A 15,185-nucleotide genomic window follows, 5' to 3' on the forward strand; every position below is an offset into this window, starting at 1 on the left:
TGCAGCATAAGTGTTTTTTTCTTTTGGATCTGGTGAAATTACTGGTCATGGAAAGAAAATTATGTTATACTGACTAAGTTATTGAGGCGTTTCCCGAGACTACTGAAAAGTCGGCTGGAAGAGTGTGCGCAGCCGGTTTTTCAGTTGTTTCGGCGCCTTAAGACAGAAAATAAAAAGGAGACGAAACTATGACAAAACAGTTTAGTATGGAACTTGCAGGACGCACCCTGATGGTTGAGGTGGGACGTGTTGCAGCACAGGCAAATGGTGCGGCATTGATGCACTATGGAGATACGGTTGTATTATCCACAGCAACTGCCTCTGAAAAACCAAGGGATGGAATTGACTTTTTTCCATTAAGTGTAGAGTATGAAGAGAAATTATATGCAGTTGGAAAGATTCCGGGGGGCTATTTAAAAAGAGAGGGCAAGCCGTCTGAAAATGCAATTTTGACAGACCGTGTGATTGACCGTCCGATGCGCCCGCTGTTTCCGAAAGATTACCGCAATGATGTGGCTTTAAACAACCTGGTAATGTCTGTAGATCCTGATTGCAGTCCTGAGCTGACTGCAATGCTTGGTTCGGCTATTGCAACGGCAATTTCGGATATTCCGTTTGATGGACCGACAGCATCGACAATGGTAGGATTGGTGGATGGAGAATTTGTAATAAATCCGACTGCTGATCAAAAAGATGTTTCAGATCTGGCGCTGACGGTGGCATCTACCAGAGAGAAAGTCATTATGATTGAGGCGGGAGCCAATGAAATTCCTGAAGATGTGATGTTGGAGGCGATTTTTAAGGCACATGAGGTAAATCAGGAAGTTATCAAGTTTATTGATACCATTGTTGCAGAATGCGGAAAAGAAAAGCATGATTATGAACATCATGTGGTAGATCAGGAAATGTACGATGATATGGTAGCGTTCATTACACCGGAAGCTATGGAAGAGGCTGTATTTACTGATGACAAGCAGACAAGAGAAGCGAATATCCGTGGGATTGAAGAGAAATTAGAAGAACGTTATGCAGATAACGAAGAGTGGCTGGCTCAGATTGGAGAGGCTGTCTATGCATTCCAGAAGAAGACCGTAAGAAAAATGATTCTAAAGGATCAAAAGCGTCCGGATGGCCGCGATATCAAAGAAATTCGTCACCTTCATGCAGAGATTGACTGTCTGCCGAGGGTTCATGGCTCTGCTTTGTTCCAGAGAGGACAGACACAGGTTATGACAGTCACGACTTTAGGCTCTTTATCCGAAGCTCAGAGACTGGATGGAATTGATGTGGCAGAGACAGGAAAACGCTACATGCATCATTACAATTTCCCGTCTTACTCTGTAGGAGAGACAAGACCAAGCAGAGGTCCGGGACGTCGTGAAATCGGACACGGAGCTTTAGCGGAGCGTGCCTTAGTACCGGTACTTCCGACAGAAGCGGAGTTTCCGTATGCGATTCGTACTGTATCTGAGATTATGGAATCCAATGGTTCCACATCTCAGGGAAGTATTTGCGCTTCCTCTTTGTCTCTGATGGCGGCAGGAGTGCCGACAAAAGCGCCGGTAGCGGGAATTTCTGTGGGATTGGTGACAGGAGAATCCGATGATGATTACATCATTCTTACGGATATCCAGGGACTGGAAGACTTTTTCGGTGACATGGATTTTAAAGTAGCAGGTACAGACAAAGGTATCACAGCAATCCAGATGGACATTAAGATTCATGGACTGACGGAGCAGATTATAAGAGAGGCGATTGCAAGAACAAAAGAAGCAAGAACTTATATCCTTCATGAAGTCATGAATCCTGTGATCGGACAGGCAAGAGATCATGTGGGAAAATATGCTCCGAAAATTTCACAATATACCATTGATCCTGAAAAAATTTCAGAAGTCATCGGAAAACAGGGCAAAACCATCAATGGCATCATTGATGAGACCGGTGTGAAAATTGATATTGATGAAAGCGGTCGTGTGGATATTTTAAGTGAAGATCAGGAAATGATTGATAAAGCCATCCGTATTATCAAATCCATTGTGGAGCCGTTAAACGTAGGAGATATCTATGAGGGAGAAGTCGTAAGAATTATGAATTTCGGCGCTTTTGTACAGTTGTCCCCGAATAAAGACGGAATGATCCACATTTCCAAGCTTTCCAAGGAAAGAGTGGAAAAGGTCGAGGATGTTCTCAATATTGGAGATAAAGTGGCAGTAAAAGTACTGGAAATAGATAAGATGGGCCGCATTAATTTGAAATTAGAAGAGAAAATCGAAGATTAAGAAAAAGAAGCCATAACGAAGCAGCTTTTTGTATGCGGAAGTATATGAAAAGCTGTTTTATCATATCCGAAAGTATATGAAAAGCTGCGCTGCATTCGCGCGGGAGGGAAAATAGTATGGAACATATAATTTTAGCTTCTGGCTCTCCAAGACGAAAGGAGCTTCTGGAGCTTGTCGGAATTTCCTTTGAAGTTTGCCCAAGCAATGTGGAAGAAGTGATAACGAAAAAACTTCCCCAAGAGGTTGTAATGGAGCTGGCGGCACAGAAAGCCAGAGATGTCTGGGAAAAAACAGGAAAAAATACAGCGGTGGTCGGGGCAGATACCGTAGTCTCCTATCACGGAGAAATTCTTGGAAAGCCGAAAAGTAAAAAGGATGCGGTTCGGATGCTTTCGATGTTAAGCGGGTCCGCCCATCAGGTATATACAGGAGTTGCGGTGATCCGCGAAGGAACAGAACATATTTTTTACGAGAAAACAGAAGTTTTGTTTTATCCAATGTCACCGGAGGAAATAGACGCCTATGTTGACACAGAGGAACCCATGGATAAGGCGGGAGCATATGGAATTCAGGGAAAAGCGGCGATTTTTATTCGGGAGATTCGGGGAGATTATTATAATGTCGTTGGCTTTCCGATTTCAAGGTTTTATCAGGAAATGATAAAAATCTTTGACGAACAGGCGAATCATCTGGTATGATGTTAAAATGTGAAGGAAAATTTAAGATGATACACGGCAGGGTCAAGGATTCAGAAAAGAAAGGGATTTACAAAATGAGCAAGATTGCGATTGTAACGGACAGTAACAGCGGAATTACTCAGAAGCAGGGAGAAGAACTTGGAATTTCAGTAATTCCGATGCCGTTTTATATTAATGAAAAATTATATTTTGAGGATATTACACTTTCACAGGAAGAGTTTTATGAGAAACTTCAGGAGGACGGAGACATTAAAACTTCTCAGCCGGCACCGGGAGATGTGCTGGATCTTTGGGATCGTCTTCTGGAAACACATGATGAAATTGTTCATATTCCAATGTCCAGTGGATTAAGCAGTTCTTGTGAGACTGCGGCGATGCTGGCGCAGGATTACGATGGGAAGGTTCAGGTTGTCAATAATCAGAGAATTTCTGTAACACAGAGACAGTCTGTAATGGATGCGGTCAGTCTCTCAAAGGAAGGGAAGAGTGCCCGGGAAATCCGGGAGATATTAGAGAAAGAAAAACTGGATTCCGGTATTTATATTATGGTCGACACTTTGAAATATTTGAAGAAAGGCGGCAGAGTAACTGCGGCGGGAGCTGCCATCGGAACGGTTCTTGGGATTAAACCGGTGCTGCAGATTCACGGAGAAAAGCTGGATGCTTTTGCGAAGACAAGAGGCGTAAAGCTGGCAAAGAAAAAGATGATCGGAGCGATTAGAAAAGAATTGGAAGAACGGTTTCCAGATGGCAATTACGGAGAACATGCGTATCTTCAGGCTGCCTATACAAAGGATGAGGAAGCTGCAAAGCAGTGGGAAGAGGAGCTGAGAGAGGAATTTCCGGAAATGGAACTTCATATGGATCCGCTGTCCTTAAGTGTGGCATGTCATATCGGAGCGGGAGCGATTGCCGCTGCATGGACCCATAAAATTTGAAAAATGATGTAAAGAGAATATGAAATTTAAGTGAAATCCCTGTGTGCTTGTGGCACAGGGATTTTCTTTGTGCTAAAATACCTTCACAGTGAAAAAGATATAGAGGAAAGGAGGATAAGATGGAGTTAAAGAAAGTACTTGCCTTTGCAATGGAAATCGGAGAGAGCATGCTGGTTTCCGGCGCCGGAGTTTCAAGAGTGGAGGATACGATCACAAGGATTTGCCAGGCATATGGAGCGCAGGAGACAGAAGTTTTTTCGATTACTTCCAGTATTGTCACATCTATTACAGACTTCCAGGGAGAGGTCTGGACCCAGACCAAGAGAATTCGCAGCTATCGCACAGATTTTTGGAAACTGGATCAATTAAATCAGCTGTCGCGCTATATGTGCCGATGCCTGCCGGAAGAAAAAGAAGTAGAGGAGCGAATCCGCCAGATTCAGCAGGGGAAGACTGTTTCTCCTGTGATGGAAAATATGACATCGGCGGTGATTGCAGCCGCATTTACATTATTTTTCGGCGGCGGGGTGATAGAGGGAATGCTGGGTTTTTGTATTGGAGGGATTATGACCGTGATTTCAAAATATCTGAAAGTTTTTGCGCCCAACTCCATGGTTTTTAATTTCCTTTTATCCTTTTTTGTGGCATCGGGAGCATATTTGGCGGCAAAAGTCGGAATCACTTCAGATTACGGAACGATAATTATTGGAAATCTGATGCTGTTAGTACCGGGAGTTGCTTTTGTGAATTCGCTTCGGGATATGATCGGGGGAGACATGATGTCTGGGATTCTAAGATTGTGTGAGTCCGTAGTTCTTGCTGTTTTTTTAGCGGGAGGATCCTTTCTCGCCCTGTTTTTTTGGGGAGGTGTATGGTCTTGAGAGAATTGATTCAGATTGCTGCAAGTTTTATCGGAAGTTTGGGATTTGCGCTTCTTTATAATCTTCGGGGGAAAAAATTGCTGATGGCAGGTCTTGCAGGAATGGTTTCGTGGATGACGTATCTGGCAGTATGGCATCAAATCCCGGACGTCTTTACTGCCAACCTGGCAGCCGCAGCAGCGGCAACGGTTTATGCAGAAGTTATGGCGAGGGTTTTAAAAACGCCGGTTACTGTATTTTTGATTACCGGAATCATCCCGTTAGTTCCCGGCGGAGGGCTGTACTATACGATGAATTATGCGATTGCAAAAGAATGGGGGTTCTTTTCCTATTATGGACAGCAGACGCTGCTGACAGCCATTTCCATTGCAGCAGGAATCATTGCCGCATCTTCCATTTACGGGTTCTGTTCCGCTTTTTTGCATTATTACCGGAAATATCACATAAGATGAAGGAAGAAAAAGAGAAGGGAAAGATGGGATGGACGGGGATGAAAAGATTGACAGTCAATTGAATCTTGCACTGGAAATACCGGAGGAAGAGCGGGAAAAAGCAATGGACTTAAACGTAGGCTATGAGGAAGAAAGTGGAAAATGGGAAATTATCTTTCAATATGCAGGTTCCCTTGATGAGATTTTATTTCCGGAAGGTGTGGAAATTGAGCCTCTGAGCGGAGGGTATGCCATTGCATATTTGCGGGAGGAGGTGATTGCGGCGTTTTCAAGGATTCCTCAGGTGATTTTTATGGAAAAGCCCAAGGCAATGCTGTTAGAACAACGAGCCGGGATTGCTGCCTCCTGCATTTTGTCAGTTCAGGCGCCGCCTCTGGGGCTTTCGGGAGAAGGAGTTTTTATTGCGGTCATTGATACCGGAATTGACATTTTTCATCCCGATTTTCGTGACGATCAGGGAAACACAAGAATTGCGGTCCTGTGGGATCAGTCAATTCCGGGAAATCCGCCGGAACCATTTACGATGGGAACGGTTTATAACAGGGAACAGATCAACCTGGCAATCCGCAGTGAAGACGGAAGTTCGATCGTTCCCAGCAGAGATACATCCGGACATGGAACGCATGTGGCATCCATTTGCGCGGGAACCAGAGGGGTGGCGCCGCAATCTGAATTGTTGATTGTCAAGCTTGCGGCTGCAAGGGAGCGGGGATTTCCAAGAACGACGCAATTAATGATGGCTGTCCAGTTTGTGATGGATGCGGCAAAACAGGCGGGGAAACCTCTGGCAATTAACATAAGCTATGGGCATAATTATGGAGATCATCGGGGAAACTCTCTTCTGGAAACGTTTTTGACAAGGATGTCGGATCAATGGAAAAATGTGATTTGTATCGGCACGGGCAATGAGGGAGACACCGGACGGCACAGACACGGGAAATTAAAGAATGACACAGAGGAAATTTTGTTTGACATCGCTCCCTTTGAACCCAATATGAATCTGCAGATCTGGAAAAACTTTGCAGATGATTTTGAGATAGAATTGGTTTCTCCATCGGGAAGAAGTCACAGGATTTTAAATCAGCCGGGTACGTCAGCATATCAGTATGGAGCAACCAGTGTCTTTGTTTATTATGGAACACCGCCGCCCTACAATGTAAGACAGGAAATTTACTTTTCCTTTGTTCCACAGGAAACGATGATTGAAAGCGGACAATGGAGACTGCGGCTGACGCCGGGAGTGATTGTCAGTGGAAGATATGAAATGTGGCTTCCGGTATCGGCAGGTACCAATTCTGAGACGAGGTTTTTGGAGCCGAGCAAAGCGTTTACGCTGACAATTCCGTCGACTGCAGATAAAATCGTTGCGGTGGGAGCGTATCATTTGACATATCAGTCTTACGCGGAATTTTCCGGGAGGGGAGAGGAATTTTTGTGCCCTCCGAAACCGGATCTTGTGGCTCCCGGAGTGGGAATTGCTGGAGCGGCGCCTGGAGGAGGCGAGACCGTGATGTCAGGAACCTCTATGGCAACTCCCTTTGTAACGGGAGCATCGGCGCTTTTTATGGAATGGGGAATTGTGAAAGGAAATGACCCCTATTTCTATGGGGAAAGGATTCGGGCATATCTGCACCGAGGAGCAAGAAGGTTGGAAGGATTTTCGGAATACCCCAACAATCAGGTGGGCTACGGGCGTCTGTGCGCTAGGGAAAGTCTTCCGTAGGACAGAGAAGAAAAACGATTCTGACTTAAAAAAAATACACAATACATTGACAATAATCCTATTAAATTCTTAAATTATATGTTAAACTTTATATGTTAGGAAATACGAAAGGAAGAGGCAATATTAGAATGAAAAAAAGAAGATTTGAAAAGAAACTGTTCAAGCAGGAAGTGCTGAACAACTTAAAGACTCAGTTCCGCGTAGAGCTTGACAAAGCATCTGAGCAGCAGATTTATCAGGCAGTTGCTTATGCCATTAAGGAATGGATGATCGAAGACTGGATGGATACACAGAGAGCATATGATGAAAAAGACCCGAAGATTTTATACTACATGTCCATGGAATTCCTGATGGGGAGAGCTCTTGGAAACAACATGATTAATATGTCCGTATACGAGGAAGTGAAAGAGGCGCTGGAAGAATTAGGCGTAGATCTGAATATGGTAGAAGATCAGGAGCCGGATCCTGCGTTGGGAAACGGAGGATTGGGGCGTCTGGCGGCATGCTTTCTCGATTCCCTGGCTTCTTTAGGATATGCCGCATATGGATGCGGAATTCGTTATCAGTATGGAATGTTCAAACAAAAAATTGAGAACGGATATCAGGTGGAAGTGCCGGACACATGGCTGAAAGATGGAAATCCTTTTGAACTGAAGCGTCCGGAATATGCAAAAGAGGTTCGTTTTGGCGGTCATATTGAGACTGTTTATGAGGAAGCGACCGGAAGAATGAATTTTGTACAGAAAGATTATCAGTCTGTATTGGCAGTACCATATGATTATCCGATTGTGGGATATGGAAATCATGTTGTCAATACACTGCGAATCTGGGATGCTGAGCCGATCACAGACTTCCAGCTGGATTCTTTTGACAAGGGAGAATATGATAAGGCAGTAGAACAGAAGAATCTTGCAAAGAATATTGTAGAAGTTCTTTATCCAAATGATAATCACTATGAAGGAAAAGAACTGCGCCTAAAACAGCAGTATTTCTTTGTATCAGCCAGCCTTCAGGCAGCCGTGGAAAAATATAAGAAACAACATGACGATATTACCAGGTTATATGAAAAGGTTGCAATTCAGATGAATGATACGCATCCGACAGTATCCGTTGCGGAATTGATGCGAATTCTCATGGACGAAGAAGGCCTCGGATGGGATGAAGCATGGGAAGTAACGACAAAGACCTGTGCATACACCAACCATACGATTATGGCAGAAGCGCTGGAGAAATGGCCGATTGATTTGTTCTCAAGGCTGCTTCCCCGCGTGTATCAGATTGTGGAAGAAATTGATCGCCGGTTTGTAGAACGGATTCGCAGTACTTATCCGGGAAATGAAGAAAAGGTTCGCAAGATGGCAATTCTCTGGGATGGTCAGGTTCGAATGGCACATATGGCAATTGCAGCAGGATATTCCGTCAACGGTGTTGCAAAGCTGCATACAGAGATTTTAAAGAAACAGGAATTAAAAGATTTCTACCAGATGATGCCGGAGAAATTCAACAATAAAACCAACGGAATTACACAGAGACGTTTCCTGATGCATGGAAATCCACTGTTGGCAGACTGGGTGACAAAGAAACTGGGTACTGATATGTGGGCGATGGATTTGTCTCTGATGTCCGGACTGAAAAAATATGTTTCTGATCCAAAGTCACAGAAAGAATTTATGGACATTAAACTTCAGAATAAAAAACGTCTGGCAGATTATATCTTAAAGCATAATGGAATAAAAGTAGATCCGACTTCAATTTTTGATGTGCAGGTAAAACGTCTCCATGAGTACAAACGTCAGCTAATGAATATTCTGCATGTGATGTATCTTTACAATCAGCTAAAGAAGAATCCAAATATGAAGTTTTATCCGAGAACCTTTATTTTTGGAGCAAAAGCGGCAGCAGGATATTTGAGAGCGAAACAGACGATTAAGCTGATTAATGCCGTAGCTGATAAAGTAAACAATGACGCTTCCATTAAAGGAAAGTTAAAAGTAGTATTTATTGAAGACTATCGCGTTTCGAATGCAGAGCTGATCTTTGCGGCAGCAGATGTCAGCGAACAGATTTCCACTGCATCCAAGGAGGCTTCAGGAACCGGAAACATGAAGTTTATGTTAAATGGTGCACCAACTCTCGGAACTATGGATGGAGCCAATGTGGAGATCGTAGATGAGGTTGGAAAAGAGAATGCCTTTATCTTCGGCATGAGTTCTGAGGAAGTGATCAATTATGAAAATTACGGCGGCTATCATCCATATGAGATTTATCAGCAGGATGAAGAAATCCATAAAGTTTTAGATCAATTGGTGGATGGGACGTATTCCGACGGAGATCCGGAGCTTTATAAGGATTTGTATCAGAGTCTGCTGTTTGGAGACACCGGAAGTCAGGCGGATATGTATTTTATTTTGAAAGATTTCCGTTCCTATGCGCAGGCACAGAAAAAAGTGGAAGAAGCATATCGTGATACCAGAAGATGGGCGAAGATGGCGATGACAAATACTGCAGGATGCGGCAAATTTTCGTCAGATCGTACAATTCAGGAGTATGTAGACGATATTTGGAAGCTGGATCGCGTTCGTCCGTAAATATCAAAGCAATTTAAGATTGTGCTGTAGGAAACCAGAGAGTTCTATGCCGGAATTCTCTGGTTTTTTATGGTAAAAGGATTGAAGCATTCAGGGAGTTTGAGGCGGACTTTTCCGCTTTGGGCTGATAATGATTTTCTTTTTTGAGGAAAAAGTTGAGAAAATATTGCAAAATAGTTGCATAAATATTAAAAATATGTTAAATTTTTAATGCTATGAAAGTGAATCAGAAGAGAAATGGAGTGGACTTATGAAAAAGAACTTGGGGAAGCTGATTTCTTGTGTTCTGCTGGTTTGCCTGATCTGGGGATTGGGGTTGTCCGGCGGAAAAACAAGAGCAGTCGATGCGGCAGTGAATTTTAAAATTCATTATATTGACGTGGGACAGGCAGACGCAGCGTTGTTGCAATACGGAGAAGGAAGTAGCGCAAAATATGCGTTGATTGATGCGGGAGCGCGTACCTACCATAAGACATCAGACCCTGCATATGCAAAAAAGGAATTTCCTGCTTATGAGTATTTAAAGAAACATAATATAGACTGTTTGGAGTTTGTATTGATCACTCATCCGCATCAGGATCATATCGGAGGAATGGAGAAGATTTTAGATGCTGCGATCAATGAGGAGATTGAGATTAAAAAGATCTATGGAAATGATTTGAATTTGCAGTATTTAGAGACCGGTGTGGAGGGAGAAGCCCAGGAAACTGCCGAGACCCATTGGACAACGGTGGATACAGAGGTATTTAAAACCTTTCAAGGAAAATTAGAGGAATACTGTCAGAAGATCGGAAAAAATGTGGACGAGGTCTATGAGATTCCCCAAGCCGGAAGTCCGGTGAAGCTGGGAGAAGCAAGGTTAACGTTTTACGGTCCGCTGGAAAATGATTATCAATATGGGCGGAGAGTGGATTTGGATACAAGACAGGAAAATAAATATTCCATTGTCTGCAAAATCACCTATGGGAAGAATTCTTTTTTAATGACCGGAGATGCCCAGCAGGAAACCATGGAAAAAATTGCTGCCAAAGGCTATGATCTGACGGCTCAGGTGTTAAAGGAACCCCATCACGGGTTCAATGATGTAACGCAGAAGGATATAAATTCAGGACAGAACTATTCGGATCATAAGTATGTCATTGACCGGAGTAAGGCGAACATTGCAATTATCAGCAACGGATATAAAAATGTGGCAGGCAAAGGCGGTGTGCCTTACGCAACGGTGCTGAAGGATTTATCCAAACTGGACGTTTATCAGACCAGTGACAAAGGAACCATTGTGGTAAATTCTGACGGAACCTACCTGACCATGTCCACGGAAAAAGGCGGGAAAACGCCGAGTCATAAAGGCAGTCAGACAACCACAGCCTCTCCTTATATGAAGCAGATGAGCGTAACCTCAAATAATACAAAAAAATTGGCGCCGACACTGACCAGCGCGGCAAATTCCTACAAAATCTATGAGAAGAAGAATATTACGGTTAGATTTTACGGAACTGCCAATCCGTTTACAAAGTTGACCGGCATTCAGTATAAGTTTGTAAAAAAAGGCGTGGATAACCGAACGGTTCCTTATAAAACCGGAACCTCTTACACGGTAAAAAACGGAAACGTAGGAAGAATCTATGTAAGATACAATACGCCGTTTGGTTCTACCGATCTAAAACTGCCGGGATTTACCGTTGACACGAAAGCGCCAACCAGCGTTAAAATTAAAGCAAGCCGATCCGGAATTAAGACGGTGAAGACTTCGGCAAAAAACAGCTATACAAAAAGACTGCGCAGATGCAAATCAGTCAAATTTAAATTCAGCGCTTCTTATGGAACCAGTGGAAAGTCAAAAATTCAGTATAAAATTGTTCCAAAGGGAAAAAAGAATACAAAATATAAGTGGAAGACTGGAAACAGCGTAACCTATAAAAAACGCAATAAAAAAGTACGCCTTTATGTGCGCTGGATTGACAAATCCGGAAATATTACAACGAGAAAAACCAAAGGATTTTATTTAACGAAATATTAAACTGAGAATACAGGAAGAATTCTGCGAAAGCAGGATTCTTTCTTGTGTGATGAAAGAGATTTTGATATACTAAGATTCATACAATGCGAAAAATATTTTTACATCAATGATGCAAAACATGCAGAATAGGAGAAATAAAATGGATCGTAGATTAAAAGGTATTTTAGCGGCAGCGATTGCCATCGCTGTTGTATTGACAGCAGTTTGCGGTTATGGGTATATCAGTCAAAAGATGACGGCAAATAAGGGAATTTCGTATATCAATCAGAAAGAATATCAAAAAGCCTATGAACAGTTTCATAAAGCTTCCGGAAAATTTACTTTGCTTTTTACTCAGCAGAAAACCGACGTTCTTTTTTATGAAGGAGAAGCGCTTTATCAGATGGGGCGTTATGAGGATGCGATAGAAATTTATGATAAATTGGCAAATCGGGGAGAGAGCCGGGCTTATGCAATGAAAGCATACTGCCTTATGAGACAGGGAAACACAAAGCAGGCGTTGTCTGTGTGCAATGAAGGAATCAAAGAGCTTCCAAAAGCCGGAGATCTTTACAGCGCCAAGTATGGTATTTACGCAAAACAGGGAAAGTACGAAAAAGGATTGCAAATTTTAGAAGGAGCTTTAAAACAGGAAAACCTTCAGCAAAAAAAAGAGGTACTATTTGCCAGAATCAGCGCTTATGAGGCGATGTTTGATTTTGATCAGGCATATCGGTATGCAAAAGAATATGTAAAAATGTATCCCAACGATTCAAAAGGGAAGCAGGAGCTGACCTTTTTAGAAACAAGATCATGAAAGAAATAAGATTCCATTCGGACAGAAACCTTGAAGAAAGGTTTCTGTCCTTTTTTTTCGGGATGTACACGACGACTGTATAAAAAATAAAATTTCACAAAAAAAATATTGACAAAATTATATTTTGAATGTATGATAAAGATACAAAATAAAATTTCGCGCGAAAAGAAAATGAGAAACTAAGTTTTGTATAAAGGAGAAACAAAAATGAAATTGATCTTAGCAGCTCATGGCATGCTGGCAAAAGAGGTTGTAAATTCCGCAGGAATGGTGTTTGGGCAGATCGAAGATTTGGATGTGGTAACATTTGTTCCAGGGGAAAATGCAGAAACATTGAAAGCAAAATATAAGGAATTAATTGACGGATATGCAGATGACTGTGAAATTTTATTTCTCGTAGATTTGTTTGGCGGAAGTCCTTATAATGCGGCATTTGAAACAGCTATGACACAGGAACGAATGGATGTCATTACCGGCTTAAGTCTGCCAATGCTGATTGATATTGTGGGAATCAGGACCATGGAAGAACACATCAAAGCCAGTCAGGTGTTTGACAAATTATCCGATGAAACTTATATCAAATCTTTAAAGAAAACCTTAGAGGATACAACGTGTGATACAGAGGAGGAAGATGAGCTATGAAAATTAATTTAGTAAGAATTGATGACCGGTTGATCCACGGACAGGTGGCAACTGTTTGGGCGAAAGAAGCCAATGCAGAAAGAATTATTATTTGCAGCGACGAAGTGGCAAAAGACCAGATCCGAAAGACATTGCTGCTGCAGGTGGGACCTCCGGGAGTTAAGGTGAGTGTCATTGATGTGGCGAAAGCGGTTCGTGTTTATAACAATCCGAAGTATGAAAAGGATACCGTATTTTTCTTATACACATGTCCTCAGGATGTACTGCGCATGGCAGAGGCAGGAGTTCCGATTCAGAGCGTAAATATCGGAGGAATGGCATTTAAGACCGGAAAGCGTCAAATTACCAAAGCGGTTTCCGTAGATGACAGCGATGTGGCAGCCTTTCGGAAACTTCATGAGATGGGAATTGAGTTGGAAATTCGTCCGGTTGCAACGGATAAAAAAGTGGATCTTATGAGTAAGATCGACGAATAAGGAAAACCAAGGAGGATTTAAAAATGGGTTTATCAACAGTTCAAATTATTCTATTAGTTATTTTTGGGTGCATTGCCGGAATGGGAAGTGTTCTGGATTCTTTCCAGACACATCGACCGCTAATCGCATGTACCATCGTAGGTCTGATTTTAGGTGATGTAAAGACAGGAATTTTATTGGGGGGAACTCTGGAAATGATTGCTCTTGGGTGGATGAATATCGGCGCTGCGCAATCTCCGGACTCTGCCATGGCAAGTATTATTTCCACAATTCTTGTTATTGTGGGAAATCAGTCTGTAGCCAATGGAATTGCCATCGCGCTTCCGGTGGCTGTGGCAGGACAGGTTTTAACGGTTTTTGCACGTACCGTAACAATTTTCTTCCAGCATGCGGCAGATAAATATGCAGAAGATGCCAATTTCCGAATGATTGATATCTGCCATGTAGCGGCGCTGGCTGTTCAGGCGCTTCGTGTAGCGGTTCCGACCTTCTTAGTAGCGGCGGTAGTCAGCCCGAGCGGAGTTCAGACACTGCTTGACAGCATTCCGAAAGTGATTACCGGAGGACTTACCGTAGCCGGAGGAATGATCGTCGTTGTAGGTTATGCGATGGTGCTCAATATGATGGGTGCAAAATATCTGATGCCATTTTTCTTCCTTGGATTTGTGATTGCTGCATTTACAGAATTTAATCTGGTAGCATTTGGAATTATGGGCGCAGTATTTGCGATTATCTATGTACAGCTGAATCCGAAATTCGCGGAAGTGAAAGCAGCACCGGCTGCAGCTGCGGATACGGCATCGGTAGACTTGGACGATGATTTAGATGATGAGCTGGATTAAGAGGAGGAAAGAAAATGAGTGAAAAGAAATTAACAAAAGGCGATAGAATTAATATGTTTTTGCGAACCAATTTGCAGCAGGCATCTTTCAACTATGAAAGAATGCACGGTCTTGGAATGGCATTTGATATGGTTCCTGCAATCAAACGATTATATGATACAAAAGAGGAACGGGTTGCGGCATTAAAACGTCATCTGACTTTCTTTAATGTAACACCGGGCGCTGTAGGACCGGTTCTTGGAGTGACGGCAGCGTTAGAAGAATCTAAGGCAAATGGCGCTGATATTGACGAGGGAACCATCGGAAGTATCAAAATTGGTTTGATGGGACCGTTTTGCGGAGTTGGCGATCCGATTTTCTGGGGAACGCTGCGTCCGATCACCGCTGCAATCGGAGCTTCTCTTGCTCTGGGAGGAAGCGCGTTAGGACCGATCTTATTCTTCTTTGCTTTTAATCTTGTTCGTATGGCTGCACTTTATTTCGGCCTGGAATTTGGTTATAAAAAGGGCTTGGATTTTGTGAAGCATCTGGCAGGAAATATGCTTCAGAAAGTGACAGAGGGAGCTTCCATTCTCGGATTGTTTGTGATGGGTGCTCTGGTATCCAAATGGACCACAATCAATGTTCCTCTGGTAGTTTCAAAAGTGACAACCAATGGAAAGACAACCGTCACAACGGTTCAGGATATTTTAGATCAACTGCTTCCGGGATTGCTGGCGCTTATTTTAACCTTGGCAGTATCAAAATTATTAAAGAAAAATATCAGTCCCATTGCAATTATCTTTATCTTATTTGCAGTAGGAATTGTAGGATATGGATTGGGAATTTTAGCCTAAGTTAGGAGGAGCTC

The 15,185-nt window shown here is 42.8% G+C and carries 13 protein-coding genes; all 13 read left to right on the plus strand.

The window, feature by feature from the left end; all coding sequences use genetic code 11:
- Positions 1 to 188 precede the first annotated feature (188 nt).
- The 13 genes from AC27EF_RS03365 to AC27EF_RS03425 all read left to right on the plus strand — a co-directional run bounded on the left by AC27EF_RS03365 (position 189) and on the right by AC27EF_RS03425 (position 15,171).
- Positions 189 to 2,279, plus strand: coding sequence for a polyribonucleotide nucleotidyltransferase (locus AC27EF_RS03365; protein WP_487108840.1), 2,091 nt, complete (start codon positions 189 to 191; stop codon positions 2,277 to 2,279).
- Between the two features lie 116 nt (positions 2,280 to 2,395).
- Positions 2,396 to 2,977 carry a nucleoside triphosphate pyrophosphatase gene (locus AC27EF_RS03370; protein ID WP_487108841.1) on the plus strand — a complete coding sequence of 194 codons (582 nt, stop codon included), beginning with the start codon at positions 2,396 to 2,398 and terminating at the stop codon, positions 2,975 to 2,977.
- 74 nt (positions 2,978 to 3,051) lie between these two features.
- Positions 3,052 to 3,915: a DegV family protein gene (locus AC27EF_RS03375; RefSeq protein ID WP_487108992.1), complete on the plus strand. Its 864-nt coding sequence runs from the start codon at positions 3,052 to 3,054 to the stop codon at positions 3,913 to 3,915.
- 119 nt (positions 3,916 to 4,034) lie between these two features.
- Positions 4,035 to 4,796, plus strand: coding sequence for a threonine/serine exporter family protein (locus tag AC27EF_RS03380; protein WP_487108842.1), 762 nt, complete (start codon positions 4,035 to 4,037; stop codon positions 4,794 to 4,796).
- Positions 4,793 to 5,248, plus strand: a complete 456-nt coding sequence (locus AC27EF_RS03385; protein ID WP_487108843.1) for a threonine/serine exporter family protein — start codon at positions 4,793 to 4,795, stop codon at positions 5,246 to 5,248. Before AC27EF_RS03380 ends, AC27EF_RS03385 begins: the two co-directional genes overlap by 4 nt.
- Before the next feature lie 28 nt (positions 5,249 to 5,276).
- Positions 5,277 to 6,971, plus strand: coding sequence for a S8 family peptidase (locus AC27EF_RS03390; protein WP_487108844.1), 1,695 nt, complete (start codon positions 5,277 to 5,279; stop codon positions 6,969 to 6,971).
- Between the two features lie 128 nt (positions 6,972 to 7,099).
- Entirely contained in the window at positions 7,100 to 9,559 is a 2,460-nt protein-coding gene (locus AC27EF_RS03395; RefSeq protein ID WP_487108846.1) for a glycogen/starch/alpha-glucan phosphorylase, read from the plus strand.
- A 250-nt stretch (positions 9,560 to 9,809) separates the two neighbouring features.
- Positions 9,810 to 11,579, plus strand: coding sequence for a ComEC/Rec2 family competence protein (locus AC27EF_RS03400; protein WP_487108847.1), 1,770 nt, complete (start codon positions 9,810 to 9,812; stop codon positions 11,577 to 11,579).
- Between the two features lie 139 nt (positions 11,580 to 11,718).
- Positions 11,719 to 12,375 (plus strand): tetratricopeptide repeat protein, encoded by a 657-nt coding sequence (locus AC27EF_RS03405; protein WP_487108849.1) that lies wholly within the window; start codon positions 11,719 to 11,721, stop codon positions 12,373 to 12,375.
- A 207-nt stretch (positions 12,376 to 12,582) separates the two neighbouring features.
- Positions 12,583 to 13,017: a PTS sugar transporter subunit IIA gene (locus AC27EF_RS03410; protein ID WP_487108850.1), complete on the plus strand. Its 435-nt coding sequence runs from the start codon at positions 12,583 to 12,585 to the stop codon at positions 13,015 to 13,017.
- Positions 13,014 to 13,493: a mannose/fructose/sorbose PTS transporter subunit IIB gene (locus AC27EF_RS03415; protein WP_487108851.1), complete on the plus strand. Its 480-nt coding sequence runs from the start codon at positions 13,014 to 13,016 to the stop codon at positions 13,491 to 13,493. The genes AC27EF_RS03410 and AC27EF_RS03415 overlap by 4 nt, the downstream gene beginning before the upstream one ends.
- 23 nt (positions 13,494 to 13,516) lie before the next feature.
- On the plus strand, positions 13,517 to 14,335 hold the full coding sequence (locus tag AC27EF_RS03420) for a PTS mannose/fructose/sorbose transporter subunit IIC (protein WP_487108852.1): 819 nt from the start codon (positions 13,517 to 13,519) through the stop codon (positions 14,333 to 14,335).
- 14 nt (positions 14,336 to 14,349) lie between these two features.
- A complete protein-coding gene (locus tag AC27EF_RS03425; protein WP_487108853.1) occupies positions 14,350 to 15,171 on the plus strand; it encodes a PTS system mannose/fructose/sorbose family transporter subunit IID in 822 nt (273 codons plus the stop codon).
- The last annotated feature ends 14 nt before the right edge of the window (positions 15,172 to 15,185 follow it).

The sequence above is a fragment of the Anaerostipes stercorihominis genome (genome assembly GCF_057535655.1).

Coding starts and splice junctions, on each gene's coding strand:
- AC27EF_RS03365 (WP_487108840.1), top strand. CDS start 189: ATGACAAAACAGTTTAGTATGGAACTTGCAGGACGCACCCTGATGGTT.
- AC27EF_RS03370 (WP_487108841.1), top strand. CDS start 2,396: ATGGAACATATAATTTTAGCTTCTGGCTCTCCAAGACGAAAGGAGCTT.
- AC27EF_RS03375 (WP_487108992.1), top strand. CDS start 3,052: ATGAGCAAGATTGCGATTGTAACGGACAGTAACAGCGGAATTACTCAG.
- AC27EF_RS03380 (WP_487108842.1), top strand. CDS start 4,035: ATGGAGTTAAAGAAAGTACTTGCCTTTGCAATGGAAATCGGAGAGAGC.
- AC27EF_RS03390 (WP_487108844.1), top strand. CDS start 5,277: ATGGACGGGGATGAAAAGATTGACAGTCAATTGAATCTTGCACTGGAA.
- AC27EF_RS03395 (WP_487108846.1), top strand. CDS start 7,100: ATGAAAAAAAGAAGATTTGAAAAGAAACTGTTCAAGCAGGAAGTGCTG.
- AC27EF_RS03400 (WP_487108847.1), top strand. CDS start 9,810: ATGAAAAAGAACTTGGGGAAGCTGATTTCTTGTGTTCTGCTGGTTTGC.
- AC27EF_RS03405 (WP_487108849.1), top strand. CDS start 11,719: ATGGATCGTAGATTAAAAGGTATTTTAGCGGCAGCGATTGCCATCGCT.
- AC27EF_RS03410 (WP_487108850.1), top strand. CDS start 12,583: ATGAAATTGATCTTAGCAGCTCATGGCATGCTGGCAAAAGAGGTTGTA.
- AC27EF_RS03415 (WP_487108851.1), top strand. CDS start 13,014: ATGAAAATTAATTTAGTAAGAATTGATGACCGGTTGATCCACGGACAG.
- AC27EF_RS03420 (WP_487108852.1), top strand. CDS start 13,517: ATGGGTTTATCAACAGTTCAAATTATTCTATTAGTTATTTTTGGGTGC.
- AC27EF_RS03425 (WP_487108853.1), top strand. CDS start 14,350: ATGAGTGAAAAGAAATTAACAAAAGGCGATAGAATTAATATGTTTTTG.